We start from the raw sequence: 22,231 nt of genomic DNA, 5'->3' as shown, positions 1-22,231 counted from the left end.
CAGTGTCTATCACGCCGAGCTGCGTCTTTTTCCAAGAAGTGTCGTACCGGTGATTTAAGCTCGCCGACGTGGACTTGCCCGTGATGCCGCCCGTGCGGCCGATGCTCGCGAAAGCCGTGCACGAGGTGCCTCGTGACCCGGGGCTGCTGTACGAGCCCAAGTGGGACGGCTTCCGCTGCGTCGTGTTCCGCGACGGCGACGAGATCGAGCTCGGCTCCCGCAACGACCGCCCGCTGACCCGCTACTTCCCGGAGCTGGTGGAGCTGCTGGCCGCCGCGCTGCCGCCGCGCTGCGTCGTGGACGGCGAGATCGTGCTGGTCACCCCGGCCGGGCTCGACTTCGAGACGCTGCAGCTGCGGCTGCACCCGGCGGCTTCGCGCGTGCGCAAGCTCGCGGAGGAGACGCCGGCCAGCTTCATCGCCTTCGACCTGCTCGCCCTCGGCGACACCGACCTCACCGAGGCGCCCTTCCGCGAGCGGCGCGCGCAGCTGGAAAGCATCCTCCGCACCGACGCCGAAGGCCTCCAGCGCGTCCACCTGACGCCGTTGAGCGAAGATCCCGCCCAGGCCGAGGACTGGTTCACCCGGTTCGAGGGCGCGGGCTTCGACGGCGTCATGGCCAAGCCCGGCGACCTGCCGTACGAGCAGGACAAGCGCGTGATGCTGAAGGTCAAGCACGAGCGCACGGCCGACTGCGTCGTGACGGGGTTCCGCTGGCACAAGGACGGCGCCGGCGTCGGTTCGCTGCTGCTCGGCCTGTTCGACGACGAAGGCGTGCTCCACCACGTCGGGGTGGCCAGCAGCTTCACGAAGACGCGGCGGGCGGAGCTGGTCGAAGAGCTGGCACCCCTGCGGGAGAACGCGCTGGAAGGGCACCCGTGGCGGTCCTGGGCCGAGTACGAGCCCCCGGCCGGCAGGCAACCGGGCGCGAACAGCCGCTGGGCGCCGCAGAAGGACCTGTCCTGGGAGCCGCTGCGTCCGGAGTGGGTCGCGGAGGTCCGTTACGAGCACCTGCAGGGCGGCCGGTTCCGCCACGGCGGGCGGCTGGTCCGGTTCCGGCCCGATCGCACGCCGGAGTCGTGCACGTACGCCCAGCTCGACGAGGCACCGCCCGCCGAGCTCGCGAACCTGTTCGGGGAGGCGAGATGAGCGAGGCGATGCTGCTCGACGTCGACGGCGTCGAGGTCAAGATCAGCAGCCCGGACAAGGTCTACTTCCCGGAGCGGGGGCAGACGAAGCTCGACCTCGTCGAGTACTACCGGGCGGTTTCGGGGCCGTTGCTGGCGCGGCTCGGCGGGCGTCCGCTGCTGCTGGAGCGCTACCCGGACGGCGCGGGCGGCAAGAACTGGTTCCAGAAGCGCGTGCCGAAGGGCGCGCCGCCGTGGCTGAGCACCACGGTCGTCTCGACGCCGAACGGCACGACGAGCGACGCGCTCGTCGCCAAGGACCTGGCCCACATCCTGTGGGCGGTCAACCTGGGGTGCCTCGGTTTCCACGTCTGGCCGTACCTCGCGGACACACCCGAGGTGACCGACGAGCTGCGCGTCGACCTCGACCCGTCGCCGGGGATCGGGTTCGACGAGCTGCGCGAAGCCGCCCTGTTGACCAAGGACTTCTTGGCGGAGCACGGTATCGAGGGCCACCTGAAGACGTCCGGGTCGCGGGGCCTGCACCTGTACGTGATGCTCGAACCGCGCTGGGACGGCTTCCAGGTGCGGGCCGCGGCCGTCGCGCTGGCGCGGGCGCTGGAGCGGCGGCACCCGGAGAAGATCACCGCGCAGTGGTGGAAGGAAGAACGCGGCTCGCGCGTGTTCGTCGACTTCAACCAGAACGCGCCGCACAAGACCGTGTTCGGCACGTGGTGCGTGCGGCCGCGGGTGGGCGGCCAGGTGTCGACGCCGATCGCGTGGGACGAGCTGGACGGCGTCGAGCCGGACGCGTTCACGTTGAGCACGGTGCCGGCGCGGGTGGCCGAGCGCGGCGACCCGTGGGCGGGGGCGGGGGAGCGGCCGCAGTCGATCGAGCCGCTGCTGGCGATGTCCGAAGCGGACCTGGCGAACGGGCTGATGGACGCGCCCTGGCCGCCGGTGTACCCGAAGATGCCGAACGAGCCGCCGCGGGTGGCGCCGAGCCGGGCGAAGAAGGCGTGAGGTGGCGACGGTCGCGGAGTGCCCAGCCGACGACGGGTTCCTGCTGGCGCTGCTGACGGCGATGACGGCCGAACTGGTGGTCGTTTACGACTTGCCTCCGGACGCCCGCCCGCGACCGCTGGCCCCGGCGAGCCGCTTCCTGTTGGCCCGCGAGGGTTCCCGCGCGATCGGCTGCTGCGCGGTCGAGCCGGTCTCGCCGGGCGTATATGAGCTGAAACGGATGTTCGTCGCGCCGGACGCCCGCGGCACGGGCGTGTCGACGGCGCTGATGGCGGAGTCCGAGCGGCTGGCCCGCAGCGGGGGCGGGGTGCGGATTCGCCTCGAGACCGGGGTCCGCCAGCCGGAGGCGATGCGCTTGTACGAGAGGGCGGGGTACCGGCGGGTGCCGAACTTCCCGCCGCACGAGGGTGACCCGGAGTCGGTCTGCTACGAGAAGGAATTGGCCTAGCCGGGGAGTGATTCGACCGGCGGTGCGAGCCGGGGTGAGAGCTGGCTCCAAGCGACCAGAGCCACCAACGCCGTCACCCCGAACACCGCCGCCTGCCCGATCCCGGCCGCCGCGGCGCCCGCCAAGGGAGCCGCGGCCGTCTGGCCCGCGCCCAGTCCCGCGAACGACCACGTCACCCCGCGGGCCGGCCGCTCGGGGAACAGCCGCGCGGCCCACAGGATGCACAGCCCGGTCAGCGCCATGTACGTCAAACCGAACAGCGCGCTCGACACCAGCGCCCCGACCAATCCGAGCTGGGGCAAGGCCAGCAAGCCGATCCCCGCGGCCGCCAGCGTCCACACCGCCACGTTCGCGATCCGCAAGCCCACCCGCGAGGCCCACCGGCCGGCCAGGCCGCCGAACAACCCGGCCAGGCCGATCGCGCACCAGCAGCACGTGACCGCGACCGGACTCAGGCCCGCTTCGGTGAGCCGCGAACTCGAGAAGGTCCAGTACGGCGCGCTGGTCACCCCGATCAGGACCGAGTTGACCACCAGCGGTGCCATGCCACGGGCCGAGCCGGAATCCGGCGCGGCGGCCGGTGTCCGGGGCAGCACCCGCCACGCGAGCAGCGTCACCACCACGCCGAGGGCGGCGAACGCGGCCCAGATCGCGGGCCAGCCGAACGCCAGCAACGGTGTGAACGCCGATGCCGCCAACCCCAGCCCGGTCCCGGTGTTGGCCCAGGTCTGCGCCCGGTCGCGGACGCCCACCCCGACCGTCCGGCCGATCAGCTGGGCGACGCCGGGCGAAACGAGCCCGGCGCCGGCGCCCGCGACGACGATGCCCGCCCCGAACACCACGACCCCCGGGGCCGCCGCCATCAACGCCAGGCCGAGCGTCGCCGACACGCCGGCCAGGACGACCGTGCCGTGCGCGGACCTGCGGGACGTCGACGGCGACAGCAGCAGGCCGAGACCGTACCCGGCGGTGGACAAGCCGCCGAGGACGCCGACGCCGACGGTCGTCAGCCCGAACGTCTCGCTGAACCGCGGCACGAACAGCCCGTACGCGTAGCGCGCGAAGCCGTAGCAAAGGGCGATCACACCAGCTCCGGCCGCGGCGGTCGGCCACCACGCGGCCGTGGGCTTCCGTTCCGTTTCGAGGGCCATGACCTCCACCAAACAGACAGGTCTGTCTGTTGTCAATCGATGGTACAATCAGTGCAGGCCAGAGCCATACCGACCAGTGGGGAGAAACGCCGTGGGTCGCACGCCTCCCGGCGCCGCGCGAGCCAAGGTGCTCGAAGCCGCGTCGACGCTGTTCTACCGCGACGGGATCCACGCCGTGGGTGTCGACACGGTCGCGGCCGAGGCGGGCGTGACGAAAGCGGCCCTCTACGGCAACTTCGGCTCCAAGACCCGGCTCGTCGTCGCCTACCTGCGGGAACGCGACCGGCGGTGGCAGGAGGAGATCGACCGGATCACCGACGGGCACGCCGACCCGCGAAGCCGCGTCCTGGCGGTGTTCGACGCCTACGAAGACTGGCTGGCCCGCGACGACTACCGCGGCTGCGCCTTCCTCAACGCGACCTCGGAGTTCCCCGACCCCGGCGACCCGGTCCGCGAGGTCGTCCGCCACCACAAAACCGCGCTGCACGGCTTCCTGCGTGCCCAGCTCGACCGCGGCGGACGCGCCGACGCCGGAACGCTCGCGGACGAGCTGATGCTGCTGCTCGAAGGCGCCGCGGTCACCGCCGTGGTCGTCCGGACCGCGCAGCCGTTCCGCACGGCGAAGCGGCTCGCGGAGACCTTGACGGCTTAGACCCCCAGGTCCAGCGAGAGCTGGCCGAGGTCATCGCCGGACGGCGCCACGCGAATACCCGCCGGCGGCGCGGGCAGCGTCGCCACGCACGCCGGGCAGGGCGCCACCTCCGACGTCGTCAGGTCCACCGGCTTCCAGCTGCGGGACTCGCGCTCACCACACGCCGAACGCCGGTAGCGCAGGTCGCCGGAGCGGGTCATCAGGTGCGCCAGCGGCACTTCTTCGGGCAGCACACCGACCAGGTACCAGCGTGGTGCGCTCACCGCGGTGGTCGTCATGGCCGTCAGTCTCCGTCGCCGCTCCCGCGACCCGGGCGCATTTGCCGATCTTCGGCGTGGCGGGGTGTCAGGCCTCGTCGGGCAGGTACCGGAGGATATGCAGCAACCCGCGCTCGTCGACCACCGACGGGTCCGGCGCGACGCACGCGGCCAGCTCGGCGAGCACCACACCCGCGTCGATGCCCGCGCCGATCAGCACCAGCTCCGTGCGCCGGGGTTCGCCCGGCGGCCACGCCGAGCGCTCCAGCTGCACGAACCCGCCCACCGTGTGCAGGTGGAAGCGCGCGTCGGCGGCGAAGTCCGCCCGGCCCTTCATCCGGTACAGCCCGGCCGGGCGCCGCTCGAGCCACTCGACGAACGCCTTGGGCGCCAGCGGCGTCTGCGCGGTGAACGTCACCGTCTCGTACGCGGCGTGCAGGTGCTCGCTGTGTTCGTGCTCGCGCAGGTCGTCGAACGACAGCTGGCCGACGCGCTCGCCGCGGGGCTCGGGGTCGAAGAACAGCCGCGGGTCGACGCGCCCGTGCGAGGTGACCAGCAGCGGACGGCCGGGCGCGAGCTCCTCGACCGTCGCGGTGACCTTCGCCAGCTCCTCCGCCGGCACCCGGTCGGCCTTGTTCAGCACCACCAGGTCGGCCAGCCGCACGTGGTCGGCCAGCTCGGGGTGGCGCTCGCGGGCGGACTCGAACTCGGCCGCGTCGACCACTTCCGCCAGCCCGCCGTAGCGGATGTCCGGGTTCTCGCTGGCGATCATCAGCCGGATCAGGTCGCGCGGCTCGGCGATGCCGCTGGCCTCGACGACGATGACGTCGATCCCCGCCTCGGCGCTCGAGAGCCGGCCCAGCATGGCGTCGAGCCCGCTCGCGTCGACCGCGCAACAGAGACACCCGTTGCCGAGCGAGACCATCGTGTCGACCTGGCCGGCCACGGCGAGCGCGTCGACGTTCACGCTGCCGAAGTCGTTGACCACGACGCCGACCCGCGCGCCCTCGCGGTTGGCGAGCAGGTGGTTGAGCAGCGTCGTCTTGCCCGCGCCGAGGAACCCGGCGACGAGGACCACGGGGATCTTGCGCACAAAACGACTCTAGCGCCCGCGCGCGGGCGCGGGCATACACGGGGGACCGGCGCCGGGAAAGACCATTCGGCGAATACCCTCGAACAGCCGAAACTCCTCCGTCGGCAAAGGATCACTCCGGTGCGACTGTCCACAGTGATCGATTCACGGGAAATGCGTTCCGGCATGTCCGGATAACGCTTGGTAGCAGTTATTTTTCCGGCGTTTCCGCTGGCGGGAACGGAATTGCGGGTCATGTCGGAAGGCCGTTCACGTCCGGGGGATTGCGCTGGCGAGAACGTGGGGTACTCTCCCCGGCCTGGCCGGAGGTGCTGCGGTGGCAGCGACTTCCGGCCTGTCCCGTTGCGGCGAACATCGGAGGAACGGTGCACCTTTCGGCCGGAAAGCAGGACACGATTCCGGAGAGTGGGGAAGCGCGATGACGGTTACACCCGAGCGGGTGACGCCCCCGCTGCCTATCTACCAGCGCGTCTCGGGGGAGCAGGACGTCAATTCCGCTGCGGCGGAGGAATTCCTGGACCGGATGTTCGCCGAAGGCGCCGCCGAAGAGGGCGACCGCTTCGAGACCCGGCTCGCGGAGGTCCGTGCGGAAATCGCCGAAACGGGCACCTACCGGCACACCGCGGCCGAACTCGCGTACGGCGCGCGGGTCGCGTGGCGCAACTCCGCCCGCTGCATCGGCCGCCTGTACTGGAACAGCCTGCGGATCCGCGACCGGCGCCGGGTCACCGACGCCGCCGGGATCGCCGGCGAGTGCGTCGCGCACCTGCGCCAGGCCACCCGCGGCGGCCGGATCCGGCCGACGATCACGGTCTTCGCCCCGGACACGCCCGCCGAGCCGGGGCCGCGCATCCACAACGAGCAGCTGATCCGGTACGCCGGGTACCGCCTCGACGACGGTTCGGTCCTCGGCGACCCGCGCTACGCCGAGTTCACCGAGCGGGTGCGAAGACTCGGGTGGCGGCCACCGGAACGCCGAGGCTCCTTCGACGTCCTGCCGCTGCTGATCGAGGCCGCCCCCGGCGAGCCGCGGCTGTTCACGCTCCCCGCCGACGCCGTCCTCGAGGTGCCGCTGACCCACCCTGACCACCGCTGGTTCGCCGGGCTCGGCCTGCGCTGGCACGCCGTGCCGGCGATCAGCAACATGCCCCTCGAGATCGGCGGCGTCACCTACCCCGCCGCGCCGTTCAACGGCTGGTACCTCGGCAGCGAGATCGGCGCGCGGAACCTGGCCGACGAGCAGCGCTACGACCTGCTGCCGGTCGTCGCCGAGCTGATGGGCCTGGAGACGGCGTCCGAGCGGACGCTGTGGCGCGACCGGGCGCTGGTCGAGCTGACGCTCGCCGTGCAGCACTCGTTCGACGCGGCCGGCGTGACGATGGCCGACCACCACACGGAATCGCGGCGCTTCCTGTCCCACCTGGACCGCGAAGAGCGGTCCGGCCGGCGGTGCCCGGCCGACTGGAGCTGGATCGTCCCGCCGCTCTCGGGCGGCCAGACTCCCGTCTTCCACCGGTACTACGACCCGCCCGACCCCGAGGAGCGGCCCGCGTTCCTCTCACCGGACTGAGTTGCGTCGGCGAGCGGGGCGCCACGGAGAGCAACGTCGGAGCGCCCGTATGGCGGATCGTGGGCGGCCCGCGGCGCAAGACCGCGCGGCAGGGCCGACAATGGACCGCATGACCGCAGTCCTCGTCGCCTACGCCGGGCGCCACGGCGGAACCCGGCAGATCGCCGAGGTGATCGCCGCCGAGCTCGGCGAAGCCGGCCTGAGCGTGGACGTGCGCGACGCCGCCGACGTCGCCACGGTCGACCACTACGGCGCGGTCGTCGTCGGCAGCGCCCTGTACTACCACCGCTGGCGGCCCGAAGCCGTCCGGCTGCTGGAGCGCAACGCCCGGGCCCTGTCCGAGCGTCCGGTGTGGCTGTTCCACAGCGGACCGTGCGGCCCGGGCGCCGCCACCCACCAGGTCAGCCTGCCGGCGAACGTGGCGCTGCTCGCCGCGCGCATCGACGCCGAGCGCACCGCGACCTTCGGCGGCCGGCTGGACCCGGCGACCGTGCGCGGGCTGATCCCGCGGCTGATGGCGTCGGGGCAGCGCGCGGGCGACTTCCGCGACTGGGACCGGATCAAGGCGTGGGCCCGCGACGTCGGCCGTCGCGTCCGCACGCGCGTGGCGCTGTAGACCCCTTGCCCGCTCGGGCCGGTGAGTGCTAGACCAGCCCTGAGGTCTTCCGGTGAAGAACCGACGGGACGGGGCAAACGTGACGGAACGGGAAGCGGCACCGGCTCAAGGCAAGAAAGCGCTTACATCCGATCAGCGCAACGCGTTCCTCGCGGCGCTGCTCGGCTGGAGCATGGACTCGTTCGACTACTTCCTCGTCGTCTTCGTCCTCGCGGACATCGCCAAGGACAAGTCGTTCGGCGCGACGGCGACCCAGCTGGCGTTCATCACCACGGCGACGCTGGTGATGCGCCCGGTCGGCGCCCTGCTGTTCGGTCTCTGGGCCGACCGGGTGGGCCGGCGGATCCCGCTGATCGCCGACGTCCTCCTGTACTCGGTGGCCGGTCTGCTCTGCGCGTTCGCGCCGAACTTCACGGTGCTGCTGGTCCTGCGGTTCGTCTACGGCGTCGGCATGGGCGGCGAGTGGGGCCTCGGCGCGGCGCTGGCGATGGAGAAGATCCCGGTCGAGCGGCGCGGGTTCTTCTCCGGCCTGCTGCAGGTCGGCTATTCCATCGGGTACCTGCTGGCCGCGCTCGCGTACCTGCTGTTCCACTCCGCGCTCGGCCTCGAGTGGCGCTGGATCTTCGTGCTGAGCATCTTCCCGGCGCTGATCACGCTGCTGATCCGCGCGCGGGTGCGCGAGTCGGAGGTGTGGGAGGCGACCCGGGAGAAGCTGAAGGTGACGCGGACGTCGGTCAAGGACGTCCTGCTGAACGGGAAGGTGATCCGCCGCTTCGGGTACCTGATCCTGCTGATGACGGCGTTCAACTGGATGAGCCACGGCACCCAGGACGTCTACCCGAGCTTCCTGAAGGCCCACGACAACGGCGGCGCCGGCCTGAGCGCGTCGACGAGCACGTGGATCGCGGTGCTGTACAACGTCGGCGCGATCATCGGCGGCCTCACCTTCGGCACGCTGTCGGAGCGGCTCGGCCGCCGCCGGACGATCGTGACGGCCGCGGTGCTGGGCCTGCCGGTGATCCCGATCTTCGCGTTCGACCACGGCGCCGGGATGCTGGCGCTGGGCTCGTTCCTGATGCAGATCATGGTCCAGGGCGCGTGGGGCGTGATCCCGGCGCACCTGACGGAGATGTCCCCGGACGCGATCCGCGGCTTCTACCCGGGCGTGACCTACCAGCTGGGCAACCTGCTCGCGGCGCTGAACCTGCCGATCCAGCAGGCGATCGCGGAGTCACACGGCTACTCGTCGGCTCTCTTGTGGACAGTCGTGCCGGGGCTGGTGGTGGTCGCGGTCCTGACGGCGATCGGCAAGGAGGCCAAGGGAATCCGGTTCGGCGAGACGGCGGTGACGACGGCCCCGGCCGGATCTCAGTAGACCCGCGCGGCGACGGTCTTCGCGTGGAGCACGGTCACCGGGAGGTCTTCAGCTGCTCCAGCAGCTTGAGCCACTCGATCGCCTCGGCCGTCGTGAAGTGCAGCGAGAGCGCGTCGCCCAGGCCGAGCGCCTCGATGGCGCGGCGGACCACCGGTGCGCAGCCGGCGATGGCGAAGGCGACACCGGCCTCGCGGGCGTCCGCGGTGGCTTCGACGAGCACCGCGACGCCCCGGGCGGAGCAGTGGATGGCGCCGGTCAGGTCCAGGACGAGGACGGCGGGCGCCAGGCCGAGCTCCTCGGTGAGCCGCGAGCGCAGCCGCAAGCTGCCGTCGAAGTCGACGTCCCCGTGCACGGCGAGCACGCTGGCCTCGGCGGTGGCGGTGAGGACGAGGCCCATCCCGGGGTCGCCGCGCAGGCTGTCGTAGTAGCGGGCCATCAGGGCGTCGATGTCCAGGCCGGCGGGGTAGGGGACGGCGTCGATTTCCCGGGCCCAGGCGCGGAGGGCCGCCAGCACCTCGCGGTGCCGGGCGTCGTCCTCGGGCCAGACCATGACGGTTACATCGCTGCCGGGCGTCGAATCGCTACAGGGGCGTCACCCACACGGCGCAATTGAGCCGTTACGGGAGGGTGGTGGACGAATGTCCACGGGCGGCCGGGAAACCCGGCCGCCCCGCGAGCCGCTCAGCTGCAGTGCTCGAACTCGCTGTTGAACGCCTGGCCGTCGACCGCGCCGCCCCACTTGACGCACTTGTCCGCCGCGGCCGCCGCGACCGGGCCGGCGAAGTACGAGTACGCGCCCGAGTCCGTGATCCGCGTCGACCCCTTGACCTCCAGGTAGGCCGACGTCTGCGTCGCCGTCCCCGCGGACGTGCTCTTCATCGCGCTCACGCAGTTCTTGCCGTTCGACGCGTTGTACGACAGGAACACCGTGCCCGCCGTGCCGAGCGGGGCCTGGTCGATCACGCCGTACCCGCCGCCGCACGCCGGGGCGCCGAGCTGGTCGTCCGTCACCGCGGCGTAGCGGATCGTGTCGTTGGCGTGGAACTCCGGGCCCGCCTCGAACAGCACGCCCACCGACGCCTGCGACAGCTGCACCATGTCCGAGTACGCCGCGTCCTGGCCCCACACGAGCAGGCTGCCCGCGGTGCCCGTCCAGTTGGCGCCTTCGTCGAACGACGAGTGGATGCGCAGCTCCTTGCGACGGTCGCAAGTGGACGGTGCGGCGAAGACGACCCGGTTGTACTTGCCGCCGGTGTCGGTCGCGCTCATCCGCGCCGTCGAGCCCTCGACGGTCGGGGTGACGAGGTCGGTCGCGAAGGCGAACTTCGAGCTGAACGTCGCACCGCCGTCCGAGCTGATCGCGAACGCGCGGTTGTGCGTGCCGTCCGCGAGGCATTTGTTGTCGCCATTGGCGTCGTTGCGCGCGGCGGCGTAGATCCGGCCGTCCTTCAGCTCGGTGACGCTGATCTCCTGCGGGTTCATCAGGTCCGAAGTGGACGTGTCGGTCGCCCCGCGGTGCCAGGTCGCGCCCTGGTCGTCGCTGTACACCAGCGAACCGGTGTTCTTGCCGCCGATCGTGTAGCTCATCCCGGCGACGATCCGCCCGGCGTGCGCGCCGCGCGTGAGCACGATGCCGTGCGACGGGCCCGTGGCCAGCCAGCCGGGCGCGCTCGTGAACCCGAGCTCGGTCGTCAGGACCCTCGGGGCACCCCAGGTCTTCCCGTTGTCCTCACTGATCGACACGCGCGGGATCCGCCCGCAGGAGGGGTTGGTGTAGCACTGCATCGTCGACAGCAGCACGATCCGGTTGCTGCCCGGGATGACGATCGGCGCCGGGTTGCCCTTGGTGTCGCCGTTGGCCTTGATGACGGTCTGCAGCGCGCTCCACGTCTTGCCGCCGTCGGTGGAGCGCTTCAGCACGAGGTCGATCTCGCCGAGGTCGGCGCAGTTGGCGGCGCCGCCGTTGCGCCCTTCGGCGAAGGCGAGCAGGTCGCCGTTGTTCCCCTTGACGATGGTCGGGATGCGGTAGCAGTCGTGGCCTTCGGTGTTCTTGTTGAACACCAATGTACTGGCGACGTCGGCCGATGCGGTCGCGGCGCCGACGGCCGCCGGGACGGCGACGGCGGCGCACCCCAGCAGCCCGGCCAGCAGGCCCTGGGCGAGTCGGGTGATCTTCACGGTGAAAGCTCCCTACGGATTCGTTCTACGTCCTACGTCTCGGCGGTAGCGTCGACTCGGCCCGTACAAGACCCGTACAACCCGGCGCATAACGAACTATTCATGGCCGGGTGGAAAACATCAGGTGAACGCGGTCAGCGTCCCGAAACCGGTCGCCAACACGAGCAGCGTCGACAGGAGACCCAGGAGCAGCGCCCGGCCGCCGCCGCGGAGCAGCGAACCGAGCCGGACAGCGCAGCCGAGGCCGAACAGCGCGCCGGCGAGCAGGAGCGTCGACGCCGTCTTCGCGACGTCGAGCGCGAACGCGGGAACGAGCCCGGTGCCGCGGATCGCGACCATCGCGAGGAACCCGAGGACGAACAGCGGGACCAGGGGGGTGTGGCCGCCGCGGCGGGTGCGTTCGGCGGCGCCGACGAGCGCGACCACCGGCGCCAGCAGGACGACGCGGCTCAGCTTGACCACGATCGCGATCGCGACCGCCGCGGCGCCCGCGGGCCCGGCCGCCGCGACGACCTGCGCGACTTCGTGCACCGAGATCCCGGCCCAGCTGCCGGTGCGGGTCGCGTCGAGGCCGAAGACGTGGGCGAGCAGCGGGAGCACGCCGAGGGCGAGGCTGCCGTAGCAGGTGACGAGCGCGACGGCCGTCGCGACGTCTTCGTCCTCGCGCTCGACGACGCCCTCCATCGCCGCGATCGCCGACGCGCCGCAGATCGAGAACCCGGTGGCGACCAGCACGGCGAGGCCGCGCCGGACCCCGACCAGCCGGCCGAGGATGAGTGTGCCGAGGAAGGTGACCGCGACCGTCACCACAACGGCGGCGAGGGTGCCGGCGCCGAGCGCGAGCACGGCCGGGACCGCGAGCTGCAGCCCGAGCAGGACGACGCCGGCGCGCAACAGGCGTTTCGTGAGCCGGGCGACGGCTTGGCGGTGCTCGTCGGTGAGCAGCGGGGTGCTCCCGGCGACGATGCCGAGCACGACGGCGACCGTCAGCGCGCCCGCCACCGGCCAGAGCGAGCTCAGCGCGTATGCCGCGGCCACCCCGGCTCCGGTGATCGCGAAACCGGAGATCTTCGTCGACGTCATGGCCATGCTCCCAGCGTCGCCGCGTTCGCGTGCGCGCGGTAGCCGCCGGTCGGTGAGGAGGTCATAGACTGAGGCTATGACCGGACCGGATCTGGACTCGTTGCGCCTGCTGGTGCTCGTCGACGACCTCGGCAGCATCGGCCAGGCGGCCGCGGCACTCGGCATCGCCCAGCCGTCGGCGAGCAAGCGTTTGTCCACTTTGGAGAGACAATTAGGATTGTCGCTAGTGGATCGGACTCGACGCGGTTCCGCGTTGACCCCGGACGGCCGGGTGATCGCGGGCTGGGCGCACCGCGTCCTGACCGAAGTGGACGGACTGCGCACGGGCGCGGAGGCCCTGCGTACGCAGCGCGGCGCGAAGCTGCGGGTCGCGGCGAGCATGACGCTGGCCGAGCACTTCGTCCCGGCGTGGATCGGCGAGGTGAAGCGGACCGGGCCGGACACGTACGTCGGGCTCGAGGTGGTGAATTCGGAGCACGTCGCCGACCTGGTGGCGCACGGACGCGTGGACTTGGGGTTCGTCGAGTCGCCGGGGCCGTGGCCGGGCTTGGCGACGCGCCGGGTGGCGACGGACCGCCTGGTGGTCGTGGTCCCGGCGGGCCACCCGTGGGCGCGCCGGCGCCGCCCGCTGACGGCGGCGGAGCTGGCGGCGACGCCGTTGGTGGTGAGGGAGCCGGGTTCGGGCACGCGCGACACCGTGGAGGCGGCGTTGCGCCGGGCGGGGGCGGGGCCGGTGACGCCGTTGCTGGAGCTGGGGTCGGCATCGGCCGTGCGGAACGCGGTGATCGCGGGGGCGGGGCCGGCGGTGATCAGCGAGCTGGACGTGGTGCGGGAAGTGGCGGGGCGGCGGTTGGTTCCGGTCGCGGTGGCGGGGGTGGAGCTGGGCCGGGTGCTGCGGGCGGTGTGGCCGGCCGGGCGGCGGTTGACCGGGCCGTCGGCGGAGCTGTTGACCTGGCGGTGAAGTCGGGGGTGGCCTGACCAGGTGTTTTCGAGGGGGTCGGCTTCGGCTCGAAGGGCTTCCTTGCGGCCGATCGGACGGCGATATATCGTCGTAGTGTCGGCGATACGGCGAACTGAGGAGGCAACCATGGAGATGAGCGCAGGCGCGAACCGGATGTTCGGCGGCTTCGGGGGTGCGGTGTTCGGCGGGCACGGTCACCCCGGTCACGGGCGTGACCACGGCTTCCCCGGCCACGAGGACTTCGACCCCGGCCCCGACCTGGCCCGCGGCGGCTTCCCGCCCCACCCACCGCACCCACCCCAGCAGCCGGGGCCGCCTGGAGCGCCGGGGTTCCCCAGCTTCCCCGGTGGTCCCGGCTCCTTCGGTGGTCCCGGGGGCTGGTTCGGCGGCGCGGGTCCGTTCCAGCGAGTCCAGGAGTTCCGCGGCGGCGGGCGCGGTCCGAGCCGTCCCGTGCGGCCCGCCGTGCTCGCGTTGCTCGCCGAAGAACCCATGCACGGCTACCAGCTCATGCAGGAGATCCGGCGCCGCACCCACGATCGGTGGCGACCCAGCCCCGGTTCGGTCTACCCGATCCTGCAGCAGCTGGAAGACGAAGGCCTGGTGCGCACGGCCGAGACCGGCGGCCGCCGCGTCGCGGAGCTGACCGACGCCGGGCGGGAGCACGTCGCCGGGCGGGAAGCCGAGTTCGCCGCCCTCTGGGAGGAACCCGAGGAGGCGCCCAACGCCGACCGCTTCGCCGCCCTGTGGCACGCGCTGGGCGAACTGTCCGGCGCGACCGCCCAGGTCGGCCAAAGCGGCACGGAAGCGCAGGTCGCCGAGGTCAAGAAGATCCTCGCCGACGCGCGGCGCCGCGTCTACGCGGTGCTCGCCGACGCCGGCCTGGAGGACGAGGACTGACCGGGGCCGGGCGGACGGCCCGAGCGGGGGCTCGACCGGTCCGCGGCTCGGTCGGCTGGAGCCGCCGGGTCGTCCGCGTCGCGCCGGACGGATCGTCCACTTCGGACGGTCCGCCCGGCGGACAGGCTTCTGCCGCATGGAGGAAAAGGACTTCGCGGTGACCCTGACCGGCAGCGCCCTGACCGTGCGTCTACGTCTGCCGGCCGTGACTCACTGCTGGTACGGCGCCGCCGCGGCCTTCGCGGCGGTGATCAGCGCGCCCTTGTTCTTCGGCCAGAACGTGCTGTCCACACACGTGTACCTCGGCAGGAAGCCGCCGCAAGTCCCGCTCGAACCGCCGACCTCGAACGTCACGCTCGCGACACCCAGTTCGCCGTACGTGAAGTCGTCCGTCGTGCCGCTCGTGTCGTAGCCGACCGTCTCCTCGTTGGTGCCGACCAGGTACCCGTTCGACGCCGCGTACTTCGCTCCCAGCCTGCGGTACTGCGCGTCGTTCGGCGACGTCGCCGGGGTGAAGCCCCACGGGATGATGATGTCGTTGCCGTAGCTGTGCAGCGTGATCATCGTCCCCTTCGCGGTCGACGGCGCGGGATCGTTGTTGCCCGTGCCGCGCTGGTCCGGGAAGATCGCGCGGGCCAGCTTCTCCAGCGCTTGGACCTCGGGCTCGGAGCCGGCGCTCACGCCCTGGTAGGTCTCGGAGCAGGCGGAGTTCGAGTCGCCGCCCCACTTGAACGTGGAGTTGCGGTTGAGGTCGATGCCGATGTTCGTGCCCGTGCAGCTACCCCGGGAGTTGTTCGCGTTCTTGCGCTGCAGCTTCGGCGAGTTGCCGCCGGAGGCGACGATGTCGACGCCGTCGGGGTTCGCGATCGGGACCACCCACACCTCGGTCGTGTCCAAAATGGACTTCGCGGTGGCGTCGGTGGCGTAACCATCGGCCAGGTAGTCGATCCAGCGCCAGGCGAGCTCACCCGTCGACAGCTCGCGCGCGTGGATCTGGGCCATCAGGAAGAACTTCGGCTTCGGCGACGTCGTCGAGAGCGAGCAGTCGCCCGCCTGCTTCTTGGTGAGGCAGAGGGCCTGGACATCGTGCCCGCCCTGGCCCTTCGTCTTCTTCCACGACTGGCCGATCGTGTACTTCGTGGCCAGGTCGGGGTGCGCGGCGGCGACGGCGGTGAGGTGGTTCTCGTGCGCGGTGACCGTGCGGTACCCGCCGTAATACGTGTCCGCCGCCAGGGAGTTCGACTGCGCGGGGAGTTCTTTGTAGACGGTGTCGTGGAACGACGGCGCGAAGCCGCGGGCCCGCAGCTGGTTCGCGACGGCCTGCCCGCCGACGACGAGGACCGCGCCCGCGTCCCCTTCCTCGACGTCGAACCCGGCCGCCTCGAGGGCCTGCGCCTGGGCGGCGGTGGCCGGGACGCGCCAGAAGACCGGCGTGTCGGCCGCCTGAGCGGTGGCGGTACCGCCGAGCAGGGACGCGAGCAGGACACCGGTCGCCGCCAGGGCGAGCCGGGACAGGGACCTCGACGCCATCAGGATCTCCTCACGCCGCACGGATGGAGGCTCGGCCGGCACCCGTGGTCACCGTACCGGCACGCACAGTGTGTCGGCGCGGACAAAACCGCCATACCCCCGAAAGTCGCGAAGCGCCGGAATGCCGAAGGGCCGGGCTCTACGCTGGTCGTCGTGCAGACGGTGCTGATCAGCGTGCTCACATCGGCTCTCGTCACGCTGCTGATCGAGTACTTCGCCAAACCGAGCCTCGAGGTGCGCAAAGATCGGCTGCTGGCGCGTGCACGGGTCCAACGTGAATGTCTGGTGACGATCGAGCTGCTCTCGACGACCGCGGGCAACATTCGGGCCCACGGCGAATCACATCAGCTTCTCGAGGTCAAGGAAATCCTCGCGAAGGAACTGGACGAGCAGTCGATCGAGTTGATCCGGCAGCTCACGCACCTCGGAGTGCAGATGCCCAAGTCCGTGCGTCCGACCCTTGATTGGGTCAGCGAGTACGTCGACCGCTTGCGCTTGTCCATACGACGGGAGATGGACGAGGTTGACGCGGCCGAGGACGTTCCACCGCGATTGATCCTCGACGCCCGGTTCCTCGTGGACTGCTTGACGAGGATCACCGTCGTCTTCACCGGCCTGCCCCGTTGGATTCCGTTCCGCATCCGGTTCGGCGCGCAGTACGCCCTGGAAGACCTGCTTGAGATCGAAGAGAAATTTCGGGCTGAACGCTGATCGGGGGTTTCCGCCGCCGAGCGGCGACGGAAACCCCCGATCAGGTCATCGGAACCCCGCTGCTAGCGCTTCAGGCCGTGTTCGATGGCCTCGATGATGCGCGGCCGCAGTTCGGCCGTCGAGATGATCGCGTCCACCGAGCCGACCTCCACCGCTCGCTGGATGCTGTGGACCTTGTCGAACTCCGCCGCGATCTCGCTGACCTTCTCCGCTCGGACCGACGACTGGACCTCCGCCAGCTTGGCGCTCAACGCCGCTCGCGAGGCCGCGTCGGCCGCCGTGACCTGGGTCTGCAGCTCCGTCACCCGCGGGTCGTTCGCCGTGCGCTTGGCCACCTCGCCGGCGAACACCACCGCCGCCGCCGGGGCGCCGCCCAGCACCGAGGCGAACGAGCCCTCCAGGGCCAGCACCGTCATGTTCGGGTTCAGCGCCTTGGAGAACACCACGAACGCGCCGCCGTGGTAGCGGGAGATCACGGTGAACACGATCGGGCCCTCGAAGTTGACGATCGCCCGGCCGATCTCCGCGCCGTACTCCAGCTGCAGCTTGCGCAGCGACTCCGGCGAGCCGTCGAAGCCGGACAGGTTCGCCAGCACGACCAGGGGCCGGTTGCCCGAAGCCGCGTTGATCGCCCGCGCCGTCTTCTTCGACGACCGCGGGAACAGCGTGCCCGCCGTGTAGGTGTCCGGCCCGTCGGTGGGCGGGAAGCCGCGACGGGGGACCGACCGCGACTCGATGCCGACCAGGCAGACCGGGCGGCCGCCGATGTGCACGTCCTGCACCGCCGCGGTGTCCGCGTCGGCCATGCCCGCCCAGCGCTCCAGCACCGGGTGGTCCTGGTCGGACAGCGCGCGCATCACCGTGCGGATGTCGAACGGCTTCTTGCGGTCCGGGTTGTGCTCGGCCGAGAAGATCTCCCCGACCGTGCGGAAGTCGCTGTCGGCGATCGCGTGCGGGAACGGCGAGACGTCGCGGTCGACCGGGTCGTTCGTGCCCACCTTGCGCGGCCCGGCCTCGCCCGGCACCACGTACGTGTGGTCGTAGTGCGCCATCAGCACTTCCCGCGCGGCGGGCAGGTTCGGCGCCCAGTACTGCGCCTGGCCGTTCGGGCCCATCACGCGGTCGTAGCCGCCGATGCCGAAGTTGTCCTCGGCCGACACGCCACCGGAGAAGTCGAGCGCCTGCTTGCCGGTCAGCACCATGGCCGAGTCCGGCGTCATGATGAGAACGCCCTTGGTGTGCATGAGCATCGTGGCTTCGGCGTTCCAGTACGGCTGGGCGCCGACGTTGATCCCGTTGACCACGATGTTGATCTCGCCGCCGTCCTGGGTGAACGTGACGATCCGCTTGAGCGCCGCGGCGACCCAGTCCATGTTCTCGGTGCCCGAGGACATCGAGATCCGCGCGCCCGAGGACAGCGCGAACCACTCCAGCGGCACCTGCATGCGCTCGGCCAGGTCGAGCGCCGCGATGACGCGCGAACACTCCGGCTCCGACAGCGCGCCCAGCGACTTCGTCGGGTCGCCGAGCAGCACGACCCGGGTGACGCCCTCGGGGTGCCGCTCACTCGGTGTCGTGACGACGCCGGCGACGATCGCCGCGGTGTTCCCGCCCTTCGGCCGGTCGACCGGCACCAGCGCCCCGGCCTCCAGGTCGTGCTCGACGAACGTGCCGGCCGGCCCGGCGAGCAGGTCGGTCAGCTCGTAGGGGTAGACGTTGCCGCGCCGCGCCGCGCGCAGCACCTTCAGGCGGTAGTCGTCGAGGGGCTTGACCGGCTCGGTCGACGGCGGCCCGACGTGCAGCCGCGCGCCCTGGCTCGGGTCGAACGTGATCCGGACGGCGAGCTCGGTCAGCTTGCCCGCGTCGGTGCGCCGGCGGGCCAGGAACTGGACCTCCTCGAGACCGGCGCCCACCGAGGTCGGCAGGATGCGCTGGACGAGCGTGTTCAGCTCTTCGGTCGTCAGGTCCGTCTGCGGCCAGACGTACATCATGATCCGGTTGGTGTCGAACCGCTTGTTCTGCGGCCGCTGCGCCTGGATGTTGCGGATGGCGTCGAGGCACGCGGTGACGGCGTCCTCGAGCGCGGGCAGCGCGACCAGCCGGCCGTCGGCCTCGCGCAGCGGCGTCAGGTCGCGGACCTGGCCCATCGCGATGAGCCGCTCGTCGGCCGGGTTGCTCTTCGCCACGGCCTTGAAGAGGTAGATCTCCTCGTCCGCCGACGGCAGCCGGGTGAGGTCGAACTCGTGCAGCCGCTGCAGCTGCAGGCGCTGCGCGATCTGCGGGTGCAGGCCGCGGATCAGCCGGTCCTCGGCGAAGCCGGTCAAGCCACTGTCGTCGCGGCGGAAGGTGAAGTGGTGGTGCATGACCGCGCCGCCGGTGCCGGCCACGGTGACCACGATCCGGCGGACGCTCGCCGGCACCACGTGCTCGGCGAGCAGCGCGCCGAGCCGCTCCGCGGTCGCGTCGACGTCCGGCTGGTCCTCCCAGCGCAGGTACAGGTCGGCGACGACGCCGTCGGTGGCCACCTCGCCGAGCGCGCGCAACGCGTCGGGCAGGGCGGCGAAGTCGACGGCCGTGGTGACCAGCGGCAGCGCGCCGTCCGGGGTGTCGAGCGCGGCGGTCAGCCACCGGGAGCCACCCGCGTCGCGCACGGCGACGCCGGACAGCCGGCGGTTGCCGTAGTAGCGGCGGGTCAGGACCTCCAGCAGCGGCGCGTGGTCGCGGCCCGGCCGGCCGATCCGCTGCCCGATCAGCCGAACCAGGGGCTGGGAGCCGGTGATCATGGCCTGGATCCGGTCGGCGCGGTCCGCGGCGTCCGGGTGCTGGTCGAGGTAGCGCAGCTCGGTGCGGACGGCCGCGTAGACCTCGGCGCGGTTGCGGCGCAGCAGCGGCTGGGCGAACCAGCGGAAGACCACGCCGCGGGCCAGGTCGGACACCGCGGGGAAGCGGACCTGCGTGGCCTCGACGACGTGTTCGAGCGTCCGGCCGGCGCGGTCGCTCAGCGCTTCGGTGGGCGGCGGCCCGGTCAGCCACTGCCGCAGCAGCTCGGAGACGACGGCGACGTCGGCCGAAGTCCGTTGCTGCGCCAGGAAGATCCGGAAGACCGCGGCCTCCAGCTCCGGCGTGCGCTCCAGGTCGGCGACGCCGTAGTGGGCGAGGACCTTGGTCAGCTTGGCCTGGAAGCCCTCGGTGACGCCGGCGCGTTCGACGTCGAGGCTCTGCAGGTAGCTGTGGAAGAACTCGCGCGGGCTGTGCACCGCGCCGTTCGGGACGGTGTCCTCGCCGCCCGGGGTGTTGCGGCTCAGCTCGGACAGGTCGGCGAAGACGGTGAGCAGCTCCAGCTCGCCTTCCACCGGACGGCCGCCCAGCTCGGCCCGCGCGGCGGAGTACGCCGAGAGGACGCGCTTGCGTTCCGCCGGGTCGACGTCGTAGCCGAGTAGGAGGCTGCGCAGGTCCTGCAGGCCGCGCTCGACGCGGTCGGCCGCGGAGACGTCCGCCGCCTCGGCGGGCAGGTCGATCTCGACGGTCTCGGTCTCCTCGGCGACCTCGTCCTCGGCGCCGTCGGCCAAGGGCTCCAGGCGCATCAGCGGCGCACCGGTCTCGACCTGGCTGCCGACCGACACCGGGCATTCGCGGACGCGGGCGCGGAACGGCGCGCGCAGCACCGTTTCCATCTTCATGCTCTCCAGCACGAGGATCGGCGCGTTCGCCTCGACCTCGTCGCCGACGGCCAGGGGGGTCGCGACGACCAGCGCGGGCGCGGGGGAGCGGACGACGCCGCCTTCGTCGCGGCTGACGCGGTGGGTGACGCCGTCGACCTCGACGAGGTGGATCGGGCCGTGCGTGGCCGCGACCAGGCGGAAGCCCTGGCCGTTGACGCGGATCCGGCCGCTGTGGGCGTCGAAGCGGTCGATCTCGACGTCGGCGTGGTGCACCTCCGACGTCCCGGCCGAAACGCCGACGCGGAAGCGCTTCTGGCCGATGCGCGCGACGCTGACGCGGTAGCCGACGCCGCGGAGCTTGAGGTCGAGCGGGCGGCCGGTTTCGTGCTGGACCTGCGGGCGCCCGCCGTGCGCGGTGGACAGCAGCCGCTGGACGGAGACCTCTTCTTCGTCTTCGTAGGCCTCGATGGCGGCCGCGGCGAGCGCGACCGCGGAGTGCCGGTGGGTGACCAGGCGGCCTTCGGCGCGGACGCGGTCGATCCAGCCGGTGTCGGCGCTCGCGTCGATCACCTCGGGCTGGTCGAGCAGCTCGAGCACGAAGCTCTTGTTGGTCGCGCCGCCCTCGATGATGACGGTGGTCTCGCCCATGGCGCGGCGCAGGCGGCCGAGCGCCTCGTCGCGGTCGCGGCCGTAGGCGATGATCTTGGCGATCATCGAGTCGAAGTCGGCGGGGATGGTGTCGCCCTCGCTGACGCCGGTGTCGACGCGGATGCCCGGGCCGGCGGGCAGCGCCAGCCGCGCGATGCGGCCCGGGGAGGGCGCGAAGTCGCGGTCGGGGTCTTCGGCGTTCAGGCGCGCTTCGACGGCGTGGCCGAGCTCGGCCGGCTGGGCGCCGTCGAGCTTGCCGCCGCCGGCGACGTGCAGCTGCAGCCGGACCAGGTCGGTGCCGGTGGTGATCTCGGTGATCGGGTGCTCGACCTGCAGGCGCGTGTTGACCTCGAGGAAGGCGAACAGCTTCTCGCCCGGGTGGTAGAGGAACTCGACGGTGCACGCGCCGCGGTAGCCGACCTTCACCGCGAGCCGCTCGGCCGACGCCTTCAGCTCGGCGGTCTGCTCCGGCGCGAGGACGGGGGAGGCCGACTCCTCGATGATCTTCTGGTTGCGCCGCTGCACCGAGCAGTCGCGGACGCCGAGCGCCCACGCCGTCTCGCCGTCGGAGATCACCTGGACCTCGACGTGCCGGGCGCCGGTGACCAGGCGCTCGAGGAACACGACGCCGGACCCGAAGGCGCGCAACGCTTCCTGGCTGGTGCGCTCGTAGGCGTCGGCGAGGTCCTCGCCGGAGGCGACCATGCGGATGCCGCGCCCGCCGCCGCCCGCGGTGGCCTTGAGCATCAGCGGGTAGCCGATCCGCTCGCCGGCCTTCAGCGCGTCTTCGAGGGTGGCGACCTCGCCGCGGCTCCACGGCGCGACCGGCACGCCGACCTCTTCGGCGATCAGCTTGGCGCCGATCTTGTCGCCGAGCTTGCGCATCGCGTCGGCGCTCGGCCCGACGAAGGTGATGCCGACCTTCTCGCACAGTTCCGCGAAAGCCGGGTCTTCGGCGACGAAGCCCCAGCCGACCCACGCGGCGTCGGCCTTCGTCTCGACGAGGGCCTGTTCGAGCTTGGCCAGGTCGAGGTAGGGGCGGGCCGAAGCGGGCCCCAGGTCGTAGGCCAGGTCGGCCTCACGGACGAAGGTGGCGGTGCGGTCGGCGTCGGTGTAGAGGGCGACCGTCTCGATCTTCGTGCCGGTTTCCGCCGACAGATCCCGGACGGCGTGGATGAGCCGCATCGCGGCCTCTCCGCGGTTGACGATGGCGACACGATTGAACACCGGCTGAGCCTCCCAAGTACCCA

The 22,231-nt window shown here is 71.8% G+C and carries 18 protein-coding genes; 10 read left to right on the top strand and 8 right to left on the bottom strand.

Translation table 11 applies throughout. The features are described from left to right. The first annotated feature begins 68 nt into the window (after window positions 1-68). From ACIQWX_RS25210 to ACIQWX_RS25200, 3 genes are read left to right on the top strand one after another with little or no spacing between them, the layout of a single operon-like run. Entirely contained in the window at window positions 69-1,148 is a 1,080-nt protein-coding gene (locus tag ACIQWX_RS25210) for an ATP-dependent DNA ligase (RefSeq protein WP_400875590.1), read from the top strand. After that, complete coding sequence (gene ligD / locus ACIQWX_RS25205) at window positions 1,145-2,149, top strand: non-homologous end-joining DNA ligase (RefSeq protein WP_400875587.1); 1,005 nt, start codon at window positions 1,145-1,147, stop codon at window positions 2,147-2,149. Before ACIQWX_RS25210 ends, ligD begins: the two co-directional genes overlap by 4 nt. A gap of 1 nt (window position 2,150) precedes the next feature. Further along, window positions 2,151-2,597 (top strand): GNAT family N-acetyltransferase, encoded by a 447-nt coding sequence (locus ACIQWX_RS25200; protein ID WP_400875584.1) that lies wholly within the window; start codon window positions 2,151-2,153, stop codon window positions 2,595-2,597. On the opposite strand, the gene ACIQWX_RS25195 is transcribed toward ACIQWX_RS25200, so the two are convergent. Next, window positions 2,594-3,748 carry an MFS transporter gene (locus tag ACIQWX_RS25195; RefSeq protein WP_400875582.1) on the bottom strand — a complete coding sequence of 385 codons (1,155 nt, stop codon included), beginning with the start codon at window positions 3,746-3,748 and terminating at the stop codon, window positions 2,594-2,596. The two genes, ACIQWX_RS25200 and ACIQWX_RS25195, sit on opposite strands and share 4 nt — an antisense overlap. A gap of 91 nt (window positions 3,749-3,839) precedes the next feature. Here ACIQWX_RS25195 and ACIQWX_RS25190 point away from each other — a divergent pair, with 91 nt between their 5' ends. Next, a complete protein-coding gene (locus ACIQWX_RS25190) occupies window positions 3,840-4,400 on the top strand; it encodes a TetR/AcrR family transcriptional regulator (RefSeq protein WP_400875579.1) in 561 nt (186 codons plus the stop codon). Here ACIQWX_RS25190 and ACIQWX_RS25185 read toward each other — a convergent pair. Together ACIQWX_RS25185 and ACIQWX_RS25180 are read right to left on the bottom strand one after the other, a co-directional pair. Then, window positions 4,397-4,678, bottom strand: coding sequence for a hypothetical protein (locus ACIQWX_RS25185; protein ID WP_400875577.1), 282 nt, complete (start codon window positions 4,676-4,678; stop codon window positions 4,397-4,399). The two genes, ACIQWX_RS25190 and ACIQWX_RS25185, sit on opposite strands and share 4 nt — an antisense overlap. 67 nt (window positions 4,679-4,745) lie before the next feature. Next, on the bottom strand, window positions 4,746-5,750 hold the full coding sequence (locus ACIQWX_RS25180; protein ID WP_400875574.1) for a CobW family GTP-binding protein: 1,005 nt from the start codon (window positions 5,748-5,750) through the stop codon (window positions 4,746-4,748). A 418-nt stretch (window positions 5,751-6,168) separates the two neighbouring features. On the opposite strand from ACIQWX_RS25180, the gene ACIQWX_RS25175 reads away from it, so the two are divergent. From ACIQWX_RS25175 to ACIQWX_RS25165, 3 genes are all read left to right on the top strand, one after another. Continuing rightward, window positions 6,169-7,320 (top strand): nitric oxide synthase oxygenase, encoded by a 1,152-nt coding sequence (locus tag ACIQWX_RS25175; protein ID WP_400875571.1) that lies wholly within the window; start codon window positions 6,169-6,171, stop codon window positions 7,318-7,320. 109 nt (window positions 7,321-7,429) lie between these two features. Next, the gene (locus ACIQWX_RS25170) at window positions 7,430-7,936 is read left to right on the top strand and encodes a flavodoxin domain-containing protein (RefSeq protein WP_400875568.1); all 507 of its coding nucleotides are present in this window, start codon (window positions 7,430-7,432) and stop codon (window positions 7,934-7,936) included. Between the two features lie 79 nt (window positions 7,937-8,015). Further along, window positions 8,016-9,311 (top strand): MFS transporter, encoded by a 1,296-nt coding sequence (locus tag ACIQWX_RS25165; protein ID WP_400875565.1) that lies wholly within the window; start codon window positions 8,016-8,018, stop codon window positions 9,309-9,311. 34 nt (window positions 9,312-9,345) lie between these two features. Here the strand turns inward: ACIQWX_RS25165 and ACIQWX_RS25160 are convergent, their stop codons facing one another. The 3 genes from ACIQWX_RS25160 to ACIQWX_RS25150 form a co-directional block, all read right to left on the bottom strand. Further along, entirely contained in the window at window positions 9,346-9,861 is a 516-nt protein-coding gene (locus tag ACIQWX_RS25160) for an STAS domain-containing protein (protein ID WP_400875562.1), read from the bottom strand. A 131-nt stretch (window positions 9,862-9,992) separates the two neighbouring features. Next, window positions 9,993-11,489, bottom strand: coding sequence for an exo-alpha-sialidase (locus ACIQWX_RS25155; protein WP_400875559.1), 1,497 nt, complete (start codon window positions 11,487-11,489; stop codon window positions 9,993-9,995). Between the two features lie 120 nt (window positions 11,490-11,609). After that, a complete protein-coding gene (locus tag ACIQWX_RS25150) occupies window positions 11,610-12,578 on the bottom strand; it encodes a YeiH family protein (protein WP_400875557.1) in 969 nt (322 codons plus the stop codon). A gap of 70 nt (window positions 12,579-12,648) precedes the next feature. Between ACIQWX_RS25150 and ACIQWX_RS25145 the strand changes: the two genes are divergently transcribed. Next, window positions 12,649-13,533, top strand: coding sequence for a LysR family transcriptional regulator (locus tag ACIQWX_RS25145; protein ID WP_400875554.1), 885 nt, complete (start codon window positions 12,649-12,651; stop codon window positions 13,531-13,533). 126 nt (window positions 13,534-13,659) lie between these two features. Further along, complete coding sequence (locus ACIQWX_RS25140; RefSeq protein ID WP_400875551.1) at window positions 13,660-14,430, top strand: PadR family transcriptional regulator; 771 nt, start codon at window positions 13,660-13,662, stop codon at window positions 14,428-14,430. A gap of 210 nt (window positions 14,431-14,640) precedes the next feature. Here the strand turns inward: ACIQWX_RS25140 and ACIQWX_RS25135 are convergent, their stop codons facing one another. Further along, window positions 14,641-15,960, bottom strand: a complete 1,320-nt coding sequence (locus tag ACIQWX_RS25135; protein WP_400875549.1) for a M14 family zinc carboxypeptidase — start codon at window positions 15,958-15,960, stop codon at window positions 14,641-14,643. 153 nt (window positions 15,961-16,113) lie between these two features. Here ACIQWX_RS25135 and ACIQWX_RS25130 point away from each other — a divergent pair, with 153 nt between their 5' ends. Further along, window positions 16,114-16,671, top strand: coding sequence for a hypothetical protein (locus ACIQWX_RS25130; protein ID WP_400875546.1), 558 nt, complete (start codon window positions 16,114-16,116; stop codon window positions 16,669-16,671). Window positions 16,672-16,733: 62 nt separating this feature from the next. Here ACIQWX_RS25130 and ACIQWX_RS25125 read toward each other — a convergent pair whose 3' ends face one another. Next, the gene (locus ACIQWX_RS25125; RefSeq protein WP_400875543.1) at window positions 16,734-22,208 is read right to left on the bottom strand and encodes a biotin carboxylase N-terminal domain-containing protein; all 5,475 of its coding nucleotides are present in this window, start codon (window positions 22,206-22,208) and stop codon (window positions 16,734-16,736) included. Between the last annotated feature and the right edge of the window lie 23 nt (window positions 22,209-22,231).

The organism is Amycolatopsis sp. NPDC098790, assembly GCF_044759945.1.
In the GTDB taxonomy this organism is placed as follows: domain Bacteria; phylum Actinomycetota; class Actinomycetes; order Mycobacteriales; family Pseudonocardiaceae; genus Amycolatopsis.
The sequence above is the reverse complement of the archived record's forward strand: the minus strand, read 5'-3'. Positions and strand labels throughout refer to the sequence as shown.

Excerpts from the sequence above, each read along its gene's own strand:
- ligD (WP_400875587.1), top strand. The coding sequence starts at position 1,145 with ATGAGCGAGGCGATGCTGCTCGACGTCGACGGCGTCGAGGTCAAGATC.
- ACIQWX_RS25195 (WP_400875582.1), bottom strand. The coding sequence starts at position 3,748 with ATGGCCCTCGAAACGGAACGGAAGCCCACGGCCGCGTGGTGGCCGACC.
- ACIQWX_RS25185 (WP_400875577.1), bottom strand. The coding sequence starts at position 4,678 with ATGACGACCACCGCGGTGAGCGCACCACGCTGGTACCTGGTCGGTGTG.
- ACIQWX_RS25175 (WP_400875571.1), top strand. The coding sequence starts at position 6,169 with ATGACGGTTACACCCGAGCGGGTGACGCCCCCGCTGCCTATCTACCAG.
- ACIQWX_RS25170 (WP_400875568.1), top strand. The coding sequence starts at position 7,430 with ATGACCGCAGTCCTCGTCGCCTACGCCGGGCGCCACGGCGGAACCCGG.
- ACIQWX_RS25160 (WP_400875562.1), bottom strand. The coding sequence starts at position 9,861 with ATGGTCTGGCCCGAGGACGACGCCCGGCACCGCGAGGTGCTGGCGGCC.
- ACIQWX_RS25150 (WP_400875557.1), bottom strand. The coding sequence starts at position 12,578 with ATGGCCATGACGTCGACGAAGATCTCCGGTTTCGCGATCACCGGAGCC.
- ACIQWX_RS25145 (WP_400875554.1), top strand. The coding sequence starts at position 12,649 with ATGACCGGACCGGATCTGGACTCGTTGCGCCTGCTGGTGCTCGTCGAC.
- ACIQWX_RS25140 (WP_400875551.1), top strand. The coding sequence starts at position 13,660 with ATGGAGATGAGCGCAGGCGCGAACCGGATGTTCGGCGGCTTCGGGGGT.
- ACIQWX_RS25135 (WP_400875549.1), bottom strand. The coding sequence starts at position 15,960 with ATGGCGTCGAGGTCCCTGTCCCGGCTCGCCCTGGCGGCGACCGGTGTC.